At 41.0% G+C, this 19,937-nt stretch carries 22 protein-coding genes and 1 pseudogene; 15 read left to right on the top strand and 8 right to left on the bottom strand.

Going from position 1 to position 19,937, the window contains the following annotated elements:
* Window positions 1-399: a hypothetical protein gene (locus G3O08_RS15870; protein ID WP_163286370.1), complete on the top strand. Its 399-nt coding sequence runs from the start codon at window positions 1-3 to the stop codon at window positions 397-399.
* A 7-nt stretch (window positions 400-406) separates the two neighbouring features.
* Window positions 407-811 carry an acyl-CoA thioesterase gene (locus G3O08_RS15865; protein WP_163286369.1) on the top strand — a complete coding sequence of 135 codons (405 nt, stop codon included), beginning with the start codon at window positions 407-409 and terminating at the stop codon, window positions 809-811.
* A 4-nt stretch (window positions 812-815) separates the two neighbouring features.
* Here G3O08_RS15865 and miaE read toward each other — a convergent pair whose 3' ends face one another.
* Entirely contained in the window at window positions 816-1,397 is a 582-nt protein-coding gene (miaE, locus tag G3O08_RS15860; protein ID WP_163286368.1) for a tRNA-(ms[2]io[6]A)-hydroxylase, read from the bottom strand.
* A gap of 117 nt (window positions 1,398-1,514) precedes the next feature.
* Between miaE and G3O08_RS15855 the strand changes: the two genes are divergently transcribed.
* A complete protein-coding gene (locus G3O08_RS15855) occupies window positions 1,515-1,901 on the top strand; it encodes a VOC family protein (protein WP_163286367.1) in 387 nt (128 codons plus the stop codon).
* A gap of 372 nt (window positions 1,902-2,273) precedes the next feature.
* Window positions 2,274-2,606 (top strand): ArsR/SmtB family transcription factor, encoded by a 333-nt coding sequence (locus G3O08_RS15850; RefSeq protein ID WP_163286366.1) that lies wholly within the window; start codon window positions 2,274-2,276, stop codon window positions 2,604-2,606.
* Window positions 2,607-2,638: 32 nt separating this feature from the next.
* Here the strand turns inward: G3O08_RS15850 and dapA are convergent, their stop codons facing one another.
* The 5 genes from dapA to prmC are packed head-to-tail and all read right to left on the bottom strand — an operon-like array spanning window position 2,639 to window position 7,612.
* A complete protein-coding gene (gene dapA / locus G3O08_RS15845) occupies window positions 2,639-3,514 on the bottom strand; it encodes a 4-hydroxy-tetrahydrodipicolinate synthase (protein WP_163286365.1) in 876 nt (291 codons plus the stop codon).
* On the bottom strand, window positions 3,501-4,067 hold the full coding sequence (locus tag G3O08_RS15840; protein ID WP_163286364.1) for a DUF6913 domain-containing protein: 567 nt from the start codon (window positions 4,065-4,067) through the stop codon (window positions 3,501-3,503). The genes dapA and G3O08_RS15840 overlap by 14 nt, the downstream gene beginning before the upstream one ends.
* Window positions 4,064-6,085 carry an NAD-dependent DNA ligase LigA gene (ligA, locus tag G3O08_RS15835; RefSeq protein ID WP_163286363.1) on the bottom strand — a complete coding sequence of 674 codons (2,022 nt, stop codon included), beginning with the start codon at window positions 6,083-6,085 and terminating at the stop codon, window positions 4,064-4,066. Before ligA ends, G3O08_RS15840 begins: the two co-directional genes overlap by 4 nt.
* Window positions 6,075-6,752 carry a hypothetical protein gene (locus tag G3O08_RS15830; RefSeq protein WP_163286362.1) on the bottom strand — a complete coding sequence of 226 codons (678 nt, stop codon included), beginning with the start codon at window positions 6,750-6,752 and terminating at the stop codon, window positions 6,075-6,077. The genes ligA and G3O08_RS15830 overlap by 11 nt, the downstream gene beginning before the upstream one ends.
* A complete protein-coding gene (gene prmC / locus G3O08_RS15825; RefSeq protein WP_163286361.1) occupies window positions 6,749-7,612 on the bottom strand; it encodes a peptide chain release factor N(5)-glutamine methyltransferase in 864 nt (287 codons plus the stop codon). Before prmC ends, G3O08_RS15830 begins: the two co-directional genes overlap by 4 nt.
* Window positions 7,613-8,256: 644 nt before the next feature.
* On the opposite strand from prmC, the gene ribD reads away from it, so the two are divergent.
* From ribD to rlmF, 9 genes are all read left to right on the top strand, one after another.
* The gene (gene ribD, locus G3O08_RS15820; RefSeq protein ID WP_163286360.1) at window positions 8,257-9,273 is read left to right on the top strand and encodes a bifunctional diaminohydroxyphosphoribosylaminopyrimidine deaminase/5-amino-6-(5-phosphoribosylamino)uracil reductase RibD; all 1,017 of its coding nucleotides are present in this window, start codon (window positions 8,257-8,259) and stop codon (window positions 9,271-9,273) included.
* On the top strand, window positions 9,270-10,148 hold the full coding sequence (locus G3O08_RS15815; RefSeq protein WP_163286359.1) for an EamA/RhaT family transporter: 879 nt from the start codon (window positions 9,270-9,272) through the stop codon (window positions 10,146-10,148). Before ribD ends, G3O08_RS15815 begins: the two co-directional genes overlap by 4 nt.
* A complete protein-coding gene (locus G3O08_RS15810; protein ID WP_163286358.1) occupies window positions 10,145-10,753 on the top strand; it encodes an IMPACT family protein in 609 nt (202 codons plus the stop codon). The genes G3O08_RS15815 and G3O08_RS15810 overlap by 4 nt, the downstream gene beginning before the upstream one ends.
* 29 nt (window positions 10,754-10,782) lie before the next feature.
* Entirely contained in the window at window positions 10,783-11,730 is a 948-nt protein-coding gene (locus G3O08_RS15805) for a M20/M25/M40 family metallo-hydrolase (protein ID WP_163286357.1), read from the top strand.
* A gap of 86 nt (window positions 11,731-11,816) precedes the next feature.
* Window positions 11,817-12,068 carry a type II toxin-antitoxin system ParD family antitoxin gene (locus G3O08_RS15800; protein ID WP_163286356.1) on the top strand — a complete coding sequence of 84 codons (252 nt, stop codon included), beginning with the start codon at window positions 11,817-11,819 and terminating at the stop codon, window positions 12,066-12,068.
* Window positions 12,061-12,381, top strand: coding sequence for a type II toxin-antitoxin system RelE/ParE family toxin (locus tag G3O08_RS15795; RefSeq protein ID WP_163286355.1), 321 nt, complete (start codon window positions 12,061-12,063; stop codon window positions 12,379-12,381). Before G3O08_RS15800 ends, G3O08_RS15795 begins: the two co-directional genes overlap by 8 nt.
* Window positions 12,382-12,524: 143 nt before the next feature.
* Entirely contained in the window at window positions 12,525-13,103 is a 579-nt protein-coding gene (locus G3O08_RS15790) for a Crp/Fnr family transcriptional regulator (RefSeq protein ID WP_163286354.1), read from the top strand.
* Window positions 13,104-13,180: 77 nt separating this feature from the next.
* Window positions 13,181-13,570 carry a VOC family protein gene (locus G3O08_RS15785; protein WP_163286353.1) on the top strand — a complete coding sequence of 130 codons (390 nt, stop codon included), beginning with the start codon at window positions 13,181-13,183 and terminating at the stop codon, window positions 13,568-13,570.
* A gap of 211 nt (window positions 13,571-13,781) precedes the next feature.
* Window positions 13,782-14,747 carry a 23S rRNA (adenine(1618)-N(6))-methyltransferase RlmF gene (rlmF, locus tag G3O08_RS15780; protein WP_204336904.1) on the top strand — a complete coding sequence of 322 codons (966 nt, stop codon included), beginning with the start codon at window positions 13,782-13,784 and terminating at the stop codon, window positions 14,745-14,747.
* 24 nt (window positions 14,748-14,771) lie between these two features.
* Here rlmF and G3O08_RS15775 read toward each other — a convergent pair whose 3' ends face one another.
* Together G3O08_RS15775 and G3O08_RS15770 are read right to left on the bottom strand one after the other, a co-directional pair.
* Window positions 14,772-15,770 (bottom strand): NADP-dependent oxidoreductase, encoded by a 999-nt coding sequence (locus G3O08_RS15775; protein ID WP_163286352.1) that lies wholly within the window; start codon window positions 15,768-15,770, stop codon window positions 14,772-14,774.
* 275 nt (window positions 15,771-16,045) lie between these two features.
* A pseudogene (locus G3O08_RS15770) lies at window positions 16,046-17,020 on the bottom strand (Fic family protein).
* A 561-nt stretch (window positions 17,021-17,581) separates the two neighbouring features.
* Between G3O08_RS15770 and G3O08_RS15765 the strand changes: the two are divergent.
* Entirely contained in the window at window positions 17,582-18,028 is a 447-nt protein-coding gene (locus G3O08_RS15765; protein ID WP_163286351.1) for a hypothetical protein, read from the top strand.
* Between the two features lie 89 nt (window positions 18,029-18,117).
* Window positions 18,118-19,383, top strand: a complete 1,266-nt coding sequence (locus G3O08_RS15760) for a chloride channel protein (RefSeq protein WP_163286407.1) — start codon at window positions 18,118-18,120, stop codon at window positions 19,381-19,383.
* Window positions 19,384-19,937: the final 554 nt, after the last annotated feature.

Below are 19,937 nucleotides of genomic sequence, written 5' to 3'. Positions count from 1 at the left end.
ATGACAGATAAAAATATAGAGATTTCAAAAGTTCAAGGGGAAATTGAGAAATACATTGGCATAGGCCAAAACAGCCTTATTTATAATTATGGTGACAATGATGGAAAAACCACCCTTCACCTTGTTACGTTGAATCCGCGTCACAATCAATCGTTTTTGTTTCACAGCGAAGAAGGTTACGATAAAATAGACGCGCTTAAAAAGATGCTCACTTATGTGCAAAACCACAAAGACAAAGAGAGCTCCTATACCATACAGTGGAAAAAAGCGACAGACGATGCGCTGGAAACTTCTTACTTCAGTGCTAAGAATGTTCAGTCTGCACTTGACAAATTAATGTACGACCGCGATCCGAACAGCATTACTGTTTTCAGCATTATTATGAACCCTACTACATAGAACTATTTTGAAAAAATCATATCCTATTCACATCCGCTACAATGATATAGACAGCATGGGGCACGTAAACAATGCTGTTTATCTGTCTTATTTCGAACAAGCGCGTATAGACCACTTTAGCGAGCATGTTGGCAAAGACTGGGACTGGCAAACAGAAGGCACCTTGCTTGCCCGAAATGAAGTTGACTATAAAGTCCCAATTTTACTAAATGACAAACCGCGTATTGAAGTCTGGGTATCGCAAATGGGAACCAAAAGCATGGATGTAAGCTACCGCATTGTGAAAGATGTGAAGGGCGAAGAAGTTTTATGCACCACCGGTAAGTCCATTGTGGTTTGCTTTAATTACCAAACCCAAAAAACGATTCCTGTACCGGTAAAGTGGCGCGAAATAGTGGAAAAAGAAGTGTAAAAAGCTATCCGTGAATCGTTTCGGACTTGCCGTAGTTTTTCATTAGCTCGCCTTCATATTGTAGAAAGTCCTGCCATTTTTTCTCAACATCTATTCCCTCTCCGTATTTTCGTGCAAAGCGCAGGAATAAGGTGTAGTGACGGGCTTCGCTTGCCATTAATCCGCGGTAGAATTTGCGCAGGTCTTCGTCGGCAATTTCTTCGGAGAGCACTCTAAAGCGCTCGCAGCTTCGGGCTTCTATCATAGCCGCCATAAGCAGTACTTCAACCAATTGTTGCCTTCGGTCGCCGCCTTTTATGATATGCTTTGATAAGTCTTTTACGTAGGGATCTTTTCGCTCAAAGCCGAGCGTCATCCCTCTTTCTGCAATCTTTTCGGTTACCAGCGCGAAATGTTCAATTTCTTCTTTGGCAAGAGCCGTCATTTCTGCTACTAGATCAGGAAATTCGGGAAATCGAACGATGATGCTAATGGCAGTACTCGCAGCTTTTTGCTCGCACCAGGCATGGTCGGTTAAAATTTCTTCAATATTCTTTTCTACAATATCTACCCATCGCGGGTCGGTAGGCATTTTTAGTCCCAGCATGCTTTTATAATTTGGTACAAACATCACGCTTTTCCTGCTGATCTACAAACCCATTATTTATACCTTTCCAGTGGGGAATCCGATTTTCAAAATGTACTTGTTTTAGAGCTTAGAATTATGATAGTAGCACTTGGCGGTATATTTATTTACTCTGAAAACCCAAAACGACTTGCCGAATGGTATGAAAAAAGCCTTGGTCTAAACTACGAGTACACCGAACAATCTACTGCTTATTACATTACTTTTCCATACCGGGAAACTGATTCTGACCATTTGCGCTATACCATTTTCTCCATTCTCTACAACGAGAACAGACCCCTAATTTCTGACAAAAGCTTCACCATTAATCTGCGCGTCAACAATTTAGAAGAAATGGTGGAGAAACTTAAATCGCTCAAAATAGAAGTACTTGGAATTGAGAATCACGATGAAGGAAAATTTGCCTGGGTAAACGATCCCGAAGGGAATTATATTGAGCTTTGGGAAGATTCTGCGAAGGCGTAAGAAATACTTTTAGAATGACCTTATCTAGGCATCTCTGGCAACCCTTTTTTTGCCACAGATACACAACTTAGCACAGCGATTTCACGACCGTAGGGAGTAGTTGGCTTTTACTATTAGAGAGAGATTTTCGAACTTAAATTATAATCTAAGTTTTCAAAAGATTCTAAGAACAATCACTTTCCTGAATGATCTTATCTGGGCATCTGTGGCATCTCATTTTGTTGACGACGATACACAAAATACATTCCAAAACATAGCCTCATAGTCTTAATAGACAATCCTTTTATTAGTGGGCATCCTTTTTCCAACAATGGAGCGACAAGATCAATCCTTATTTTTATTTATTGTAATATTGCAATACAAAGATTTAACATGGGACTTTCAAAGACTGAAATATTCACAGAAGAGCAGAACAGAATGGCCGGTTTTGCGAAAGCACTCGCCCATCCGGCGCGGATTGCTATTATTGAGCATTTGTTTAAAATAAACGCATGTATTTGCGGCGATCTGGTAAATGAAATAGGCCTTGCCCAACCCACCATTTCACAGCATTTAAAAGAGCTGAAAAAAATCGGAATTATACAGGGAACGGTAGAAGGCACAAGCGTATGCTATTGCATAAATCCGGAAAAGTGGAAAGAAGTGGAAAGTCTTTTCAATACATTTTTGAAGCGAGACTTTGAAATTGCGGATCAATGTTGTTGATCAACAATATCAATAAAATCTAAATATTCGAATTAGCCTAATTCAGCCACAGCGCTGGAAAGCACGTTACTAAGGTCATTGGAAACCGGATAAAGCGGAAGCCTCATGTGGTTTTGACAAATTCCCATGTGCATCAAAACCTCCTTAATACCACCAGGATTTCCTTCCTTAAATAAATTAGCGATAAGCGGCAGCAACTTGTAGTGATTTTCACGAGCTTTCTCAAAGTCACCATTGGCGGAAGCCGAAATAATAGAAGAAAAAAACGCGGGATAAGCATTGCCAACAACAGAAATGATTCCGTGACCACCGCAAGCCATGTGCGGAAGTGCAAGCGCATCATCGCCCGAGAGGAGGAGAAAAGACTTGGGTAAAATGCGCGAAAGCTCCATTACCTGCTCAATAATTCCGGCGGCTTCTTTTATGGCGACAATACTTTTACATTCCTTTGCTATCCGTAAAACGGTGGCTGGCAGCACATTGCTCGCAGTTCTACCAGGCACATTGTAAAGAATAATCGGTAGTGGCGATGCTTCACTCAATGCTCTATAATGGCGGTAAATTCCCTCTTGTGTAGGCTTGTTGTACGCGGGACTGGCCGATAAGAATGCAGTAACACCCTTGCTTTTGAAAGCTTTCATTTGCCGGACGATATCGGCTGTATTATTGCCACCCATTCCATATACGATGGGCAATTTGCCGGCATTTTTCTCAATTACAAAATCGAGAATGGCAAGCTGCTCTTCTTCCGAAAGGGTAATAGCCTCGCCCGTTGTGCCCATCACCACCAGATAGTCTGCGCCATTATGTAAGTGCTTTATCAGTTTATCCAAGTCGCCGTAATGTACGCTTCCATCTTCCTGAAAAGGAGTAACCATAGCTACTCCAAGCCCTTTAAGCTCTTGCATCTTGTCTATTAATTAGTGTGAGATAATGATTTATCTGCTTGATGTATTCATCAAACGTATCGCTATTCCCAGATGCGAGCATCATATCATAAAACGGTTCATTTTGAGGATCGTAATATCCAACCTTGAAGGCCGCTTTGCTCTCTGCGAGCAAAAAACGCAGCGGCAGGCAGGGCTCTTTCTCAAAATCTATTAGGATGTCAAACTCGGTTCCGACAAAATTTTCTACCTGATCGCAAGTGGGTTCCAGCCGCCAATTGAGCTCTGAACGCGAGAAATAATCAAATTTCAATTTGTGGACATGGTAGTGAGGCACCACTTTTTTATCTTCGATATAGGCCATGGCCATAATATCGCGAATGCCGTGCTCATCACGCAAATACTTCACATATTGCTTAACGAGAATATAAAAACTCTCGCCTTTCTCTTTGTAAATAATGGCCACGCTACGGGCATCGCTAAAATTATGCACAGCCGGTTTGCGAGGTGTTTCCAACTTGGCTTTTAGCAATTTCTCACCAAAAAATCTTCTTATATCTTCAATAAACTTCACGCTTCTTCAATCATTTTTAAAAAAGTGGATTCATCAATTATCTGCACTTCCATGTCTTGGGCTTTCTTTAGCTTTGAAGGGCCCATATTTTCTCCGGCCACAAGATAATCTGTATTTTTTGAAACACCGCCTAAAAGCTTACCGCCATTTGATTCAATAAGTTTTTTTAACTCATTTCGAGATACGCGTGTAAATACGCCTGAAACGACAAACGATTTACCTTCCAGCACCGAGCTTGCCGGCATGGCCTCTTCACCAAGCTCAAACTGTAGTCCGTGCGACCGCAGGCGGGCAACCAAATCCTGATTTGTTTTTTCGGCAAAGAAGTCAATTATCGAGTTTGCAATCCGCTCGCCTATTTCATCTACACCTACTAGATCTTCATAGCCGGCAGCTTGTATCGCATCAATAGATTTGAAATGCCGCGCCAGCTTTTTGGCAACGGTTTCGCCTACAAACCTGATTCCCATTGCGAAAAGCACGCGCTCAAAGGGAATCGATTTTGAAGTCACCAATCCTTCCAAAAGATTATTAGCCGATTTTTCGGCCATGCGCTCCAGTTTCAGCACATCATCTTTTTGCAAATCGTAAAGATCGGCCATATTTGAAATCATCTCTGCATCTACCATGGCATCGACTGTTTCGGCGCCCAGTCCATCGATATTCATCGCCTTTCGGGAAATGAAATGCTCAATACGTCCTTTTATCTGTGGCGGGCAACCGGTATCGTTTGGACAATAATGTTGTGCCTCACCTTCGCTGCGCACCAGCGCTGTTCCGCATTCAGGGCAGTTGGTAATGTATTCAAAAACAGAAAGATGCTGAGGGCGCTTCTCAAAATCTACCCCGACCACTTTTGGAATGATCTCTCCGCCTTTTTCTACAAAAACGGTATCACCTTCGCGAATGTCTAGGCGCTCTATTTGATCGGCATTGTGAAGCGATGCCCGCTTAACTGTTGTGCCGGCTATAATTACAGGTTTTAAATTGGCAACAGGTGTAATCGCTCCGGTGCGCCCTACCTGAAAAGTGATTTTTTTAAGAAGTGTCTCTTCTTGTTGAGCTTTGAATTTATAAGCTGAAGCCCAACGTGGTGATTTGGCTGTGAAGCCAAGTTCATCTTGGGCTGCATAGCTGTTAACCTTAATTACAACTCCGTCAATTTCAAAAGGCAAATCGTGCCTGGCTTCCGCCCAATGGTTAATAAACTTTTCAATTTCTTCGATTGATTTGCAAACTTCTATTTGTCTATTTTCGATCGATGGCACTTTAAAACCCCAATTTCTGGCGGCTTCCATATTCTGATAATGAGATTTACCCTGCAGATTTTCGCCGTAAAGGCCGTAGAGAAAGCAATCAAGATTTCGAGAAGCAACTACGCCTGAATCTTGCAATTTCATAGTCCCCGAAGCTGTATTTCTGGGATTCATATAAGCATCTTCACCGCGCTCTACCCTATCTGCGTTGAGTTTGCTAAAGACTTCCAGTGGCATAAAAATCTCACCGCGTATTTCAAAATCATCCGGAAAATCAGATCCGTGGAGTTTTAGCGGAATGGTGCTTATTGTTTTCACATTTGTGGTTACATCTTCGCCGGTCGTTCCATCTCCACGTGTAACGCCCTTGTGCAAGAATCCATTAATGTACTGAATGCCAATAGCTACACCGTCGTATTTCAATTCACAGACATATTCTAATTCCTCATCAATCGTTTTTTTGATCCGGGTCTCCCATTCTCTGATTTCATCAAAGCTATACGAATTGCTAAGCGACATCATGGGATAACTGTGCCTTACTTTTTGAAACTTATCGGTAATGTCGCCACCCACTTTTTTGGTTGGCGAGTTTGGATCGTCAAATTGTGGAAACTCCTCTTCCAGCTTTTGCAATTCCTTGAGCTTCATATCAAAATCATAATCGCTGATCTCGGGTTTGCTCAACACGTAATAGCTGTAATTATACGTGTGAAGTTCGTTGCGCAGAGCTTCTATTTTATTTTTGGCTTCGTCAGTATTCATATTTTACATCCTCGTCGTAAAAACTACGTGCGAGTTTAATCAATTTGAGTTGAAGATTAACTACAAAAATAGGACTACTAAATTCTTTTCTTAAATCTGCATTCACACCCAAAACCTGCCTATACCCCATTCCTGCCCCAACTCCGAGCCAGAAAAGGATATCGTATTCGCCATAAGCAGAGAGTTCTACCGTAGAAAATTCAACAGGTTTTAACTGCAATCGTTCATTCGAATTTTCGGGATTTTGGTAAAACACCCGAATATTTCCTCCGCCTAGATGAAGGGTGCTTCCCACTTCCCATTTTCGGTTAAAGAAAAGTACGCGTTCGTAATAAATGGTTGAATATCTGAATTCATATTCCACCTTATCGGCAGCAATATCAAAATTAAAATCACGATCAAAAACGCGGGTATTCAAGAAGTAAACACCAATTCCCAAGCGGTGAATTCTACGATATTCCACTCCTGCTTTTATGCCCATTACCCCTACCCATTTTTTTTGGAATAATGTGCGGCGTGCATCGAGACTAAAATCTGGTTTGAGCTTGTTTTGATACGGTTTTAATTCACACGGACCATTGAGCAGCATTACATTTTCGCCTTGTCCAAATTGCGCTTTCGCGAATAAGGATAGCAAAATCAGCGCTATTGAAAGGAAAATTTTCAATTTTTCAAACCCCTTACCATTCTGTCTTTCCCGTTGAAATCTTTTTTCAAAGTTACATTTTCAAATCCGCGATCTTTCAGCAATTGAAGCACTTCTGCACCGTAGGCCTCATTGATTTCAAAAAACAACCTACCCTGTTTATTGAGGTGCCCTTCGGCCAGATCGACTATCTTACGATAAAAAATCAGCGGGTCTTCCTCCTCGACAAATATAGCGGGATGCGGCTCGTGGTTGAGCACATTTTTTTCCATCCATTCCTTTTCAGAAATGCGCACATACGGCGGATTGCTCACCATTAAATCGAATTTCATAAATCCAAGGCTTTCCTGACTGATGATATCAAACTGAAAAAATTCAACTTGCAAATCGTTGTCGAGCGCATTATTTTTAGCAACATTCAATGCTGCCACGCTAATATCGGCGCCATAAACCCGAGCCGATTTGATTTGATCTTTCAAAGCAAGCGCAATACAACCAGAACCTGTTCCGAGGTCTAAAATTGTTTTGGGCTTTTTTCCATCATCTTGTAAAATCCAGTGTATGAGCTCTTCGGTTTCAGATCGCGGTATTAATACGTTTTTATTCACTTGCAATGGCAGGCCATAAAATACGGTTTTTCCGAGAATATATTGGATGGGCTTTGATTCTTTGAGGTTTTCGAGAATTTCAAAAAATCGCGCAACCAAGCCGGAAGGTATGGCTTCCTGCCCATTCATGAAAATATCGATTTTCGAATAATCCAGCACATCTTCAAAGGCCAGAGTGATAAACTGCTCTACTTCTCCTTTTCCATACACAGGCACAAGCTCTTGCCTGAACAAGTCAACAAGCGCCGAAACGGTCATAATTTCTGATCTCATATTGGGTATTGCATTGAAGCAAAATTACAAGGAAAAACTCACGAAACAGAGAATAGGTTATTGGTTTTACACAGAATTAACGGAATGGGAATGTGCGTGGCGCTATTAACCGATAAGACGCGAAGGTTTTACGCAAAGGGCGCAGAGGAGAATGGTAGCCTTAGCACAGGCTCGTGTCTCGCGAGGCTGTTTTCATCTGGCGTCCCGCCAGGCAAGCCATGATCAAAATGAATTTGATCATACCAAGCTGATGTATAACGTTCCAAACGGGCAAACAATAAATGCTATCCGAAGAAACCCGGCGAGACGCCGGAAGAAGCGTCCCTCGCCAGAGGCGCAGCGACGGCGGAGTGCACAGGCTCGTGTCTCGCGAGGCTGTCTTCATCTGGCGTCCCGCCAGGCAAACCATGATCAAAATGAATTTGATCATTCCAAGCTGATGTATAACGTTCAAAACGGGCAAACAACAAATGTTATTCAAAGGAACCCGGCGGGACGCCGGACGATGCGTCCCTCGCCAGAGGCGGAGCGACTGCGGAGTGCGGAGTGCGGAGTGCGGTTAAAAGAAACAAAACTTTCCCAGCAACATCCTCTCAATTCCCATTTAATAATTTACTTTGCCGGAAATGGATTTAAAACCCTACATGATTCGCTGTATTGAGTTGGCTGAAAAAGGCTTGGGGCGTGTTGCGCCAAACCCCATGGTGGGCAGCTTAATAGTCCATGACGGCATGATTATAGCCGAGGGATATCATCAAATTTTCGGTGGGCCGCATGCTGAAGTGAATGCTATTAATGCCTTGAAAAATAAAGACCTACTTAAAGAATCTACTCTCTTTGTTAATCTGGAGCCCTGTGCTCATTTTGGCAAAACGCCTCCTTGTGCCGATTTGATCATTTCATCAAAAATTCCGAAAGTTGTGGTGGCGCAGCGCGACCCCAACCCAAAAGTTGCCGGACGCGGAATAGAACGGATGCAAGCTGCCGGTATTGAAGTGATAGAAGGAATTTGTGAAGCGGAAGCGGAGTTTTTAAACAGAAGATTTCTAATGCATCAAAGAAAGAACCGCCCGTACATTATTTTAAAGTGGGCGCAATCGGCAGATGGGTTTATGGACAGAGATAGAAATGTCGCCGATGATCCAAAAATAAATTGGATTTCGAATCCGGCAACAAAGAAACTCGTTCACCTTTGGCGCAGCCAGGAACAAGCGATACTTGTTGGCAGAAATACCATAATAAACGATAATCCACGTCTTGACACGCGAGAAGTAGCCGGCGCTTCTCCCCTGCGGGTTGTGCTTAGCAATTCGGGAAATCTTCCAAACGATTCAAACGTTTTGACAGATGGAAATTCAACATTGATTTACAACTCACGGATAGCAAAGAAAAACGGAAATGCGGAGTGGATAAAATTTGAAAATGATTTATTGGAAAATGCCTTGAGCGATCTTTCCGAAAAGGGAATCTCGAGTGTTTTGGTTGAGGGTGGAGCAGAGACTTTGAATACGTTTATCGCAAATAACCTTTGGGATGAGGCTCGTATAATTCAATCTGAAAACAGATTGGACTCCGGTCTCAAAGCTCCGGAAATCAATTCGCCAACAGGCATAACCGAAACTTATGGAAAAGACCAAATAACACGCGTTTATAAGAAATGATTTACCTGATATTGAGCATTTTATGTTCCACTTCTATTTATGCCTTGTTTAAGCTTTTTGGGCGGTACAACATCCATACTTTTCAGGCCATTGTAGCCAATTATTTTGTGGCATCGGGATTTGGATTCTGGTATGCCGCAAGCCAGGGCGCGCCGGTGGGAGTTAGCGGTACAGAATCATGGATGTGGATAGCCGCTGTGATAGGCGTACTCTTTATTTCACTGTTTTACATCATGGCGCTCACCAGTCAGCTACACGGAGTTTCGGTAACAAGTATTGCTACAAAAATGTCGATGGTTATTCCGGCGGCATTCTTCATTTTTACCGATCCGGAAGAAGGAATTACCACCCAAAAATTGCTGGGGATTATACTTGGCGTGGCGGCTGTAATTCTCTCATCTCTTCGAAAAAATGCCGAGAAAAAAGTGCATCGCGCCTGGCTTATTCCCATGGTACTCTTTGTGGGTAGCGGTTTTTTGGATCTGCTTTTGGCATACACCGAAAAAACACATCTCGCTACACAGCTTGATTATAAAGCTTTTGTGCCCGTGCCATTTGCCTTGAGCGCAATGATTGGAACGGTAATTCTCTCTGTACGCGTGATTCTCAAAAAAGATAAAATTCATCTTAAAAGCCTTGCAGCAGGGATAGCTTTGGGATTGGTAAATTACGGCAGCATTTACTTCCTTCTTCGTATCCTGGGTAGCGGTATTTTGGATAGATCGAGCGCCATACCGGCAAATAATATGGGCGTTGTGGCTCTGAGTGCGATTGTGGGTTTTGCCATTTTCAAGGAGCGCCTTTCGGCGAAAAATATTATTGGAATTGTCCTGGCACTCGCAGCCATATTACTTTTAACCTGGCGCGGATTATGAGTTTTAATTACAATACCATATCAACTCCGGGCACAGGGCTTTACAAAGTTAAGGGCAGCAAACATTTTGGCTATGCGTACAATGCGCGCAGCGAAGAAGAAATTGCAGGCCTGCTCGAAAAAGTAAAAGCCGAGCACCACAGCGCGCGCCACGTGGCATACGCCTGGCGACTGGGAATTGAAAAAGAGCATTATAGAGCAAATGACGATGGTGAGCCGGCCAACTCGGCGGGTAAACCCATTTTGGGACAGATTGAAAAATACGATTTAACGAATGTGCTTATTGCCGTGGTGCGCTACTTTGGTGGTACAAAACTGGGAGTAGGTGGACTGATTGACGCGTATCGCACAGCTGCTCAAATGGCTATTGACGATGCTACGGTTGTTGAAAAACAATTACTTGCCCATTTTAAAATTCACTTTGAATACGACCGGATGAGCGAAGTAATGCTCGCCATACGCGTAAATGCCTGGGAGAATTTTGATCCCGATTTCAGGCAATCGTGCTCCATAAAAATTGCCATCCTTCCCGAAAAGAAAGACGAAATAGAGCTGGCTTTTCAAGCTTTTAGCGACATTCGCAGAGAATACCTTGGAATATATTAACCTGAACGAAGAACTAAAACATACCTGAAATGGATTTCGAATTACTAAAAACAATAACCGCAATACCTTCCACAGCGGGCGATGAAGGCAAAATGCGTGATTATCTTGTTGACTACTTTGCCAAAAACAAAAAGAAATTTAAATCTGTTCCAAAGGTGTATTCTGGCAATGAATTTCAGGATATGGTGATTGTAGTATTTGGAAAGCCGCGTGTTGCCGTTTTTGCACATACCGATACGGTGGCATTTACAGTAGCTTACAACAAAGAGCTAATGAAAATCGGAAATCCTAAAGCAAAAACCGGTGCAAACCTGGTGGGCGAAGATTCGAAAGGAGAAATTAAATGTACGCTCCATATTCCCAAATCGGATAAAAAGAAAAAAGGAAAAGATGCTTCCGAAAAGTTTGAATACAAATTTAAACGCGCTATTGATCCGGGCACTTCCCTCACTTACGCTCCCGATTTTAAGGAAACTAAAAATTTTGTAAAGAGCGCCTATATGGACAACAGGCTTGGAGTGTGGAATGCCATTCAACAGGCACATACCATGGAAAATGGCGCTTTGGTATTTTCCACTTACGAAGAGCACGGTGGTGGCGGTGCGCAGGTAGCCGGAAAATTTCTTCAGGATAAATACAAGGTACGTCAAGCACTTATCAGCGACGTTACCTTGCTTTCAGATTATATCAAACATAAAGAAGGTGTTGCGATAAGTATGCGCGACCGCGGTATTCCGCGCCAATCTTATGTGCGTAAGGTTATTGCACTGGCAAAAGAGCACAATATTAAATTTCAGCTCGAAGTTGAAAAAGCAGGTGGCAGCGACGGAAACAGTTTGCAAGACAGCAGCTACTCATGGGACTGGTGCTTTATTGGCCCGCCCGAAGATAATTACCACCAGCCCGGCGAGAAGGTATTTAAGGATGATATCGCGGAAATGGTGAAACTGTATGAAGTTTTGATGGAGAAGCTTTGACAGAGAAGTCATAATTTTGCACTGAGTACCACTGGAATGATATAGCTTATTGGAATTAGTTATATATGATTTTAAAATTCTAATCAATGGCAAAAAACACATCAATAGTTTTAGGCAATCATTTCGATTCATTTATTCAGAGCGAAATCCAATCGGGTCGGTATAACTCTATTAGTGAAGTTATACGTTCCGGACTGCGCATGTTTGAAGATGAAAAGAGTAAAATTACGGCGATTAATAAAGCTTTGGAAGATGGAGAAGAGAGCGGTGAACCACGCACTTTTGATAATGAAAAATTCAAAATGAAGTTGAGAAAAAAACTCAATTTCAATGAATAATCTAAAGCTAACTCCGCAAGCGGAAAAAGATTTAGCTGAAAATTTCGAATTCACTTTTCACAAGTGGGGAATTACTCAAGCCGAAAAATATCAAGATGAGCTATACGAAGGCTTCAAAGTAATCTCACATAATAAAAGTTTAGGAAAGGTTTATCAGTTAAATAAAATTCGATATCGCGTACTTCCGATAAATCAACATTTAATTTTTTACCGAACTCTAATTGAGATGGTTATAGTTGTTCTGTTCACCATGACAGTATGGACCTTAAGAATAAAATTGCCAGATATTTGCCTTAACTTACCACACTTATAAAAATGGACAACAGAAATCTTTAAATAAAAATTCGAGGAATTCTGTCAATTGGATACATGTATCTGATTGCAATGAGAATACAGAACGAAACGCTCTAATACCAGCAAATTAGTATTGAAAGCCTTAAATATTTAAGCATTTTAATGACCAAAAGTATATTCGAAAAAATCTACAATCATCTCGCTCTTCGAAAAGAAGATTTGGATAGCATTGCCAATGCGCACGAGCAAATTGACTTTCAGAAAGGGCATGTATTTCTGGAAAACGGAAAAGTAGCGAATGAGTACTATCTCATTCAAAGCGGACTAGTAAGATCCTGGCTCTACGACTATAACGGTGATGAGATAACGACGGAATTTTATGGCGACGGTGAAATTTTAATTGAAGTATCCTCTTTATTTCAGCGAATTCCCACAAAGGAAAATATCGTGGCACTTACTGCCGGCACGGCTTTGAGAATAGATTTTGATAAATTTCAGGAGCTCTACCACAAAATACCTGCTTTTAACGAATGGGGCCGCGCCTGGATGTCAAATCAGCTATTTATGTCGAAACAGCGCACTATTGATATGCTCACACGAAGTGCTGCCGACAGGTATTTGGCCATACTAAAACACAAGCCGCTAATTATTAAAGAGGCTCCGCTCAAGCATATAGCCTCTTATCTGGGTATTACCAACTCTTCACTTAGCAGAATCCGAAAAGAAATTTTCAGTGCATAGCATAACTTGTCATATGGCAAGATGTTTCGCGATTTTGATTAGTAAATTTGTTGGTCTAAACTATTAACCGATAAAATATGAAAGCTAAAAATCCAATTGTATGGTTCGAGATATACGTTGATAATATGAACCGTGCCCAAAAGTTTTACGAAACTGTTTTTGATGTAAAACTAAGCGAACTTCCCATGCCTGACACACTCGATAGCGACATGAAGATGATGGCTTTTCCGAGTGATATGGATGGACCCGGAGCTTCAGGCGTTTTGGTAAAAATGGCAGGATTTGAATCGGGTAAAAATTCAGTATTGGTTTATTTCCATAGCGAAGACTGTTCTATTGAAGAGAAAAGAATTGAGAAAGCCGGCGGCGCAATTCAACAAGGTAAGCAATCGCTTGGTGAGTTTGGTTTTATGGTTTTGGCAACTGATACAGAGGGCAATATGTTTGGTATTCACTCAATGAAATAATGTCATTCCATTTACCAGTGCATTATTTTTAGCGGGAGCTACTTCCCCTATACCTACCACATTATCCATTAAAATCTTAATCGATTAAGTGATCGCCTATTGCTTGACGATTTTTTGTGTTTTAAAAAACATGTTTCGGCTAATTTGGGTTAGATTTCTTTGGCTTTAAATTTCTAGGGTATCTTCGCAAAAAAGAAATAGCCGAAAAATCATGTCGTTAGAAAAAAAAGAAGAAAAATCAAGACTTCACCCCAGAAACAAAAACCGTGAGAGATATGATTTAAGTGCTTTGGTTACAGCTATTCCCGAATTGGGAAATTACGTAAAGCCAAACAAATACGGCAACGATTCGGTGGATTTTTCAAATCCTGAAGCGGTAAAACTTCTTAATAAAGCATTGCTCCACCATTATTATGGGATAGAAAATTGGGATTTTCCGAAAGAGAACCTCACCCCTCCTATCCCCGGAAGGGCAGACTACCTGCACTACATAGCCGACCTATTGACTGAAAGCTATACCGAGAAAATACCAATGGGCAAAAAAGTTACTTGCCTGGATATTGGCATCGGCGCTAGTTGCATTTATCCCATAATCGGAGTTAGGGAGTACGGCTGGAACTTTATTGGTTCTGACACTGATCAAAAAGCGATTGATTCGGCACGAAATATTGTTAGCTCCAACCCATCGCTTACCGGCAAGATAGAGTGCAGGCTACAAGAAAATCCGAACGACATTTTTCATGGAATTATAAATCCCGGCGAGAAGATAGACATCGTAATTTGCAATCCTCCGTTTCACGCTTCCGCGGATGATGCAAGCAAAGGAACGCAACGAAAAGTAAGAAACCTCAGCGGCAAAAAGGACAAGAAGCCCGAAATGAATTTTGGCGGTATTTCCTCTGAACTGATTTATGAAGGCGGCGAGCAAACCTTTATACAAAACATGCTTCGCGGAAGTAAATATTTTTCTAAAAATGTATATTGGTTTTCAACTTTGGTATCGAAACAATCAACTTTAAAAAGCATTTACAGAGCATTGGAAAAACTCAAAGTCACCCATGTAAAAACCATAAATCTGGGAACGAGCAATAAATCAAGCCGGATTGTCGCCTGGACATTTTTGGGCAAAACAGAGCAATATGAATGGGTTACCAAACAATGGAATTCTGGAAAATAAAACCCGAGATTTACTTTGCGAAGCTTATGCCTTCACGACCATTTTCCCTTTATTATCACCATGAAACAGTCCCAGAAAGGCTTCGGGAAGCTTGTCAAAGCCATCGACGATAGTTTCTTCGAAAGTCAATTTACCTTCTTTCACCCACTCGGCAAGTTGCTTAATCCCTTCGGGAAACCGATCGCTGTAATTCCCAACTATAAACCCTTGCATCAGCACACTTCTGGTCAGCAACATAGGCTGCAGTCGCGGGCCTTTTGGCGTTTCAGTAGCATTGTAAAGCGAGATTTGCCCGCAGAGTGCGATGCGCGCATGAAAATTTATGTTTGCAACAACAGCATCTGAAATAGGACCACCCACATTATCGAAATAAATATCGACTTTATCTGGACAGGCCTCGGCAATGGCGCCTTTAATATCTTCGTTGGTTTTGTAATTTATTGCTTCATCAAAACCGAATTTTTCTTTGAGCATTTTTATTTTGGCATCCGAACCGGCAATTCCTAATACACGACAATCTTTTATTTTGGCAATTTGACCAACCACAGATCCAACAGCACCCGCAGCTCCAGATACTACTACCGTTTCGCCCGGCTTAGGTTTACCGATATCGAGCAAGCCAAAATAGGCCGTTAAACCGGTCATTCCCAATATGCTTAGATAATAGCTTGCCGGCGCCATTGAGTCATCAATCTTTTGTAAATGCTCTCCTTTGGCAACCATCTCCTTTTTCCATGGAAGTCGAGCTTGTACTTTATCTCCTTCCTTGAAGTTGGGACTTTTTGAATCCACCACTTCGGCAATCACTGCACCTTCTATTGGCTCACCGACTTTAAAAGGCGGCACATACGATTTGCCTTCATTCATGCGACCGCGCATGTATGGATCTACAGAATGGTACAATCCTTTTAAATGCACCTCGCCATCCTTCAATGATGGAACATCAGATTCTCTAAATTCAAAATTATTTTTGGTTGGCATTCCCTTTGGGCGCGATGCCAGAACTATTTCTTGTGTTTTCATTGTATCACCGTTTGGTTAGATATTGTGATAAAGCAACAAAAAAAAGGTGTGGTAGTTTAAAATATTTTTATTGGAGACGTAAGAGACGAATCCGATTCTCTGAACAACACTGATGGGTCGGTCCCGCCATCTTATCATCAGTTAGGTAATAAATTTTAGCCGTTCGTAACTCTCGGCAAGCGTAGGATTAACTGTGTGGCTAAGCACGTAATTGCGCAAATAAAACCAAGTAGAACATTGTCCATAATCTTCCTAAGTAGTAGGAAACCAAGTAATTAATTTTGCACGGAATTGTGGCCACTTATTCTGTATGTAGTTTTGTTCTTTTCTCCAATTTTCTCGAATAAATTCAATTCCAATCCCCTTTTTAAATCTCTACTTGCTGTTGAAGAAGAAATATCCTTGAAAATATCCATATAGTCTTTTCTTGAAAACTCACTTTTATTCAATGAAACAAAGTATTCCAGTCGATCAATTTCAATTAATGTCCGATTATTGAAATCTAATAATTTATTCATTGAAACATCAATCACGTTAAGCATATATTCAATAAATTTAGTTGATCTTCCAGATTTATTGCTTTGATCTAAGGCTTTATAATATTTGTCTTGGTCATTACTGATCAAAGTTTCAAAAGGCAAAAACTCAAAGAGTGGATATTTTTGCATTAAAATCAGAGTTTGCCATAGCCTTCCCATTCTGCCATTCCCATCTAAAAATGGATGTATAAATTCCATTTCGTAATGAAAAACACAGCTTTTAATTAATTCGATTTCTTTTGATGTTTTTAAATATTCTAAGAGGTGTTTCATTAAAAATGGCACATTTTCAAATGGTGGCGCCAAGTGTTTAACTTTTGAACCTTTTACAACTCCAACACTTTGTTTTCTATATTTTCCCACATCACCAAGGAGACTTTTCATTAAATTTTGATGGGCCTTTAAAAATGACTTTTCGCTGTTGGGATTTAATTGATTTAGATTTTCGTAAATCTCGATTGCGTTTAAAACTTCGAGAACGTCTTTTGTTGGGTCCGATAACCATTTTCTTTTCAAGAAGTGCGGTTATTTGTTATTCTGTCAAACTATTTCCTTCTATTTTTAATGAAGAATGGATCGTTTTTATTCTGTTCTGCTTTCTTAATTTAGGAGAAGGCCTGTTTAAATACGTTGCATTTATTTTTCCAATTTTTTCTGAAATGGAAGTTATTAATTTTAAATTTCTGGAGTTATTTCATAAGGCGGATTCATTTTTGATACTATCATTTGATAGTATCAAATATACAATCATTTGTCACTAATTATGCATTGAACGGAATCTATAATTGTGCACACCTTCAATACAGACAGAATTTGACGAATAATCAGATCCAATTGAAACAACTATTGATTTGGACTTCGAATGCCTTTGGGTATTTCGATTCGTTATGAAAACAAAGATATGAGAATATTATATTTGCAATGAATAAACATGAAAGGTATTGGAGACCTTGCGGGTCGCCGCCCCAACTTGTAGCTTATAGCTTATAGCTCATAGCTTATAGCTACTAATCAGCTTAATGCAAAAAACCCCGGCTGCACGACGCACAACCGGGGCTCAAATCTGAACTATCGCTCTATATTTAGTTAAAACCTCGCCAAAGCTCGGTTCTACAATTATGTATTTACTTTTTACGATAGTCCAAAACCATCCGAAAATCAAACTTTTAGCAAAAAACTATACCATGGGTTATTTAGAAGATTAGATTTTTGAGTAATCAAATTTACCATGTTTTTATTACTTTCACATAAGAAACCTATAGCAATATTAAAATGGCTCAATACAAAGAATTCCAGTTTGCCTGGTGGATTTTTATTCTGATACCGATTTGGTTTACAGTGGCCATTCCCTATTTTAGTCTGGATTCAGGCATGACATTAAACACTTTTCTCATTGCTTCCGCGATATTTATAGTAGTCGGGCTTCTTTTTTTCGGAATGAAAACCTACGTTGATGATACTAAAATCAGAATTGCATTTGGTATAGGATTGATTCGAAAAACCATTCATTTAAACAATGTGAAAGCAGTTGAAACCGTAAGAAACAAATGGTATTACGGTTGGGGAATACGGCTTATCCCAAATGGTTGGCTATACAATATCAGCGGATTAGATGGCGTGGAAATTAAGCGAAAAGATAGCGTATCTGTAATTCGGGTTGGCTCTAAACAGGCTGATGTTTTGCGTAAGGCAATATTTGAAGGTATTTCGAGAAATTAATTACGATTAGATTTAAGCTAAAAAATTTGTTTTCCAATAATTAGCCCGTTCATTTGTCGGCTGGTTTTAATGCTGCATTTTATAATCCCGTGAAGCTAAAGAGCAAGAGAAAAATCGTAAAGTATCTGGATGTGCTTGATCAGCCTATCCGGTTTAGTCCGTTTTTGTTTAGCCGTGTGTTTTTGCTGTGGGCTTTGCTTGGCTTAATTGGCGGGCTTATCGCCGGGTTGTACTGGTTGGCTTTGGTTTTCCTCACAGAGCAATTTGCCGTTTTTAACGGTTGGCTTGTTATTCCAACCATGGCTATTGCGGGTTTGCTTGCAGGTTTGGTGATTCACTTTATTGGCGACCCCGGAGAGATGCAGCTTATCGTCAACAATATTCGCTTCAACAAGGGCAAGCTAGATCCAAAGAACAATCCCTCCATGATTCTATCTTCGCTACTATGCGTAGCATCGGGGGGTAGTTTAGGGCCTGAATCGCCGTTGGTGCAAATTACCGGAAGCACTGGAACCTGGATGGGTAAGCTTTTCAGGCTGAAGGGCGAGGAGTTGCGCTCAATGAGTATTGCCGGAATGGCTTCTGGATTTACAGCTCTTTTTGGCGCACCACTGGGCGGAAGCCTTTTTGCTCTTGAAATATTGCATCACAAACACGCTGTAGAATATTACAAAGCTATCATTCCCGCTCTGGTGGCCAGCTGCTTCAGCTTTGTTGTTTTTGCATTGATCATTGAGCTGGGTCTGGGCCCAATGTGGGATTTAAAGACCTATGAATACACAGGTGTGGCAGACTTTGGGATGGCAATCATCTTTGCCGCAGCAGGCGCGGCGCTGGGTTGGGGATTTATTTATTGTGTAAAATTTTTTAAGACCTTGTTCGAAGCAAAACCGCTTCCCATTTATATCAAAACCGTGATTGGTGGAATTCTTCTGGGCACCATCGCTTATTACCTCCCGATAACCCGCTATTTCAGTCATTTTGAGATAAATGAATTACTAAATGGAGAACTCACCTTTAAGCTTTTGGTGGCTGTGTTAATCTTTAAAATAATTGCCATCGCTATTACTGTAACTTCAGGCTGGCGCGGAGGTTTTATCATTCCGCTGTTTTTTGTGGGTGCAGCACTTGGTATGATAATCCATCAATTATTTCCAGATACAAATTTAACGCTCGCAGTAGTGAGTTGCATGGCTGCCATAAACGCCTGCGTGACCCGCACGCCTATGAGCACCACCATTTTGCTGGCCACCCTCACCGGATTTACGTATTTTATCCCCATTCTATTTGCCAGTTTAACGGGCTACTTTCTGGCACCGCGCATTCCGTTTATTGGTGCGCAGATGGATAGGTAGTTCAAAATTTAAGGCAGAATCGATATAAGGGAAGGGGCAATACAGCTTGGAGAATAGTAATCGGATGACTGACGATTAATGTCAGCAGAGCTTCGTCATCAAATTATTTTTCGCGATTATTTGTATTTTTGGCACTCAAGAGAGAAGTTCATCCCTGGCGTATCGGCGGGACAAATACTTAGTTATTAGGTGCAGTTTTTTTTATTTTTCTTCAGCTTAATTTAATGCTTCATTCAAGTAGTTTCTGGATTCCTTATTCTTATTCACCCCCCTGACTATTAACGGAATTCCTAACCCAAAGCTTGTTACAGCTAGTAGGTTTATGGCAAAACGTTCACTTAATGGACCTAAACCCTTCGGTCGATTGCTTGCCCCGATCAGACCATAAATCCACCTGCGAAAAAGAGCCCTCCAAATATAAAAGATCGTAACTAATCAGCACCTACTTGAATAGCAAGACATCGCAGCGAATTTAATACATTCTGCCCATTTTTGATTGCAGTATCGGTGATAGATCTTAGAATGGCAAACCGATCCGCTCCCTCCATGGATTT

This window comes from Cryomorpha ignava (assembly GCF_010686655.1).
In the GTDB taxonomy this organism is placed as follows: domain Bacteria; phylum Bacteroidota; class Bacteroidia; order Flavobacteriales_D; family Cryomorphaceae; genus Cryomorpha; species Cryomorpha ignava.
The sequence above is the reverse complement of the archived record's forward strand: the minus strand, read 5'-3'. Positions and strand labels throughout refer to the sequence as shown.

What these genes read in the sequence shown, in the direction of transcription:
- G3O08_RS15805 (WP_163286357.1), top strand. Translation starts at nt 10,783, where the DNA reads ATGGATTTCGAATTACTAAAAACAATAACCGCAATACCTTCCACAGCG.
- G3O08_RS15795 (WP_163286355.1), top strand. Translation starts at nt 12,061, where the DNA reads ATGAATAATCTAAAGCTAACTCCGCAAGCGGAAAAAGATTTAGCTGAA.
- G3O08_RS15810 (WP_163286358.1), top strand. Translation starts at nt 10,145, where the DNA reads ATGAGTTTTAATTACAATACCATATCAACTCCGGGCACAGGGCTTTAC.
- G3O08_RS15800 (WP_163286356.1), top strand. Translation starts at nt 11,817, where the DNA reads ATGGCAAAAAACACATCAATAGTTTTAGGCAATCATTTCGATTCATTT.
- ligA (WP_163286363.1), bottom strand. Translation starts at nt 6,085, where the DNA reads ATGAATACTGACGAAGCCAAAAATAAAATAGAAGCTCTGCGCAACGAA.
- dapA (WP_163286365.1), bottom strand. Translation starts at nt 3,514, where the DNA reads ATGCAAGAGCTTAAAGGGCTTGGAGTAGCTATGGTTACTCCTTTTCAG.
- G3O08_RS15850 (WP_163286366.1), top strand. Translation starts at nt 2,274, where the DNA reads ATGGGACTTTCAAAGACTGAAATATTCACAGAAGAGCAGAACAGAATG.
- G3O08_RS15790 (WP_163286354.1), top strand. Translation starts at nt 12,525, where the DNA reads ATGACCAAAAGTATATTCGAAAAAATCTACAATCATCTCGCTCTTCGA.
- G3O08_RS15775 (WP_163286352.1), bottom strand. Translation starts at nt 15,770, where the DNA reads ATGAAAACACAAGAAATAGTTCTGGCATCGCGCCCAAAGGGAATGCCA.
- G3O08_RS15785 (WP_163286353.1), top strand. Translation starts at nt 13,181, where the DNA reads ATGAAAGCTAAAAATCCAATTGTATGGTTCGAGATATACGTTGATAAT.
- rlmF (WP_204336904.1), top strand. Translation starts at nt 13,782, where the DNA reads ATGTCGTTAGAAAAAAAAGAAGAAAAATCAAGACTTCACCCCAGAAAC.
- G3O08_RS15815 (WP_163286359.1), top strand. Translation starts at nt 9,270, where the DNA reads ATGATTTACCTGATATTGAGCATTTTATGTTCCACTTCTATTTATGCC.
- ribD (WP_163286360.1), top strand. Translation starts at nt 8,257, where the DNA reads ATGATTCGCTGTATTGAGTTGGCTGAAAAAGGCTTGGGGCGTGTTGCG.
- G3O08_RS15870 (WP_163286370.1), top strand. Translation starts at nt 1, where the DNA reads ATGACAGATAAAAATATAGAGATTTCAAAAGTTCAAGGGGAAATTGAG.
- prmC (WP_163286361.1), bottom strand. Translation starts at nt 7,612, where the DNA reads ATGAGATCAGAAATTATGACCGTTTCGGCGCTTGTTGACTTGTTCAGG.
- miaE (WP_163286368.1), bottom strand. Translation starts at nt 1,397, where the DNA reads ATGCTGGGACTAAAAATGCCTACCGACCCGCGATGGGTAGATATTGTA.
- G3O08_RS15765 (WP_163286351.1), top strand. Translation starts at nt 17,582, where the DNA reads ATGGCTCAATACAAAGAATTCCAGTTTGCCTGGTGGATTTTTATTCTG.
- G3O08_RS15855 (WP_163286367.1), top strand. Translation starts at nt 1,515, where the DNA reads ATGATAGTAGCACTTGGCGGTATATTTATTTACTCTGAAAACCCAAAA.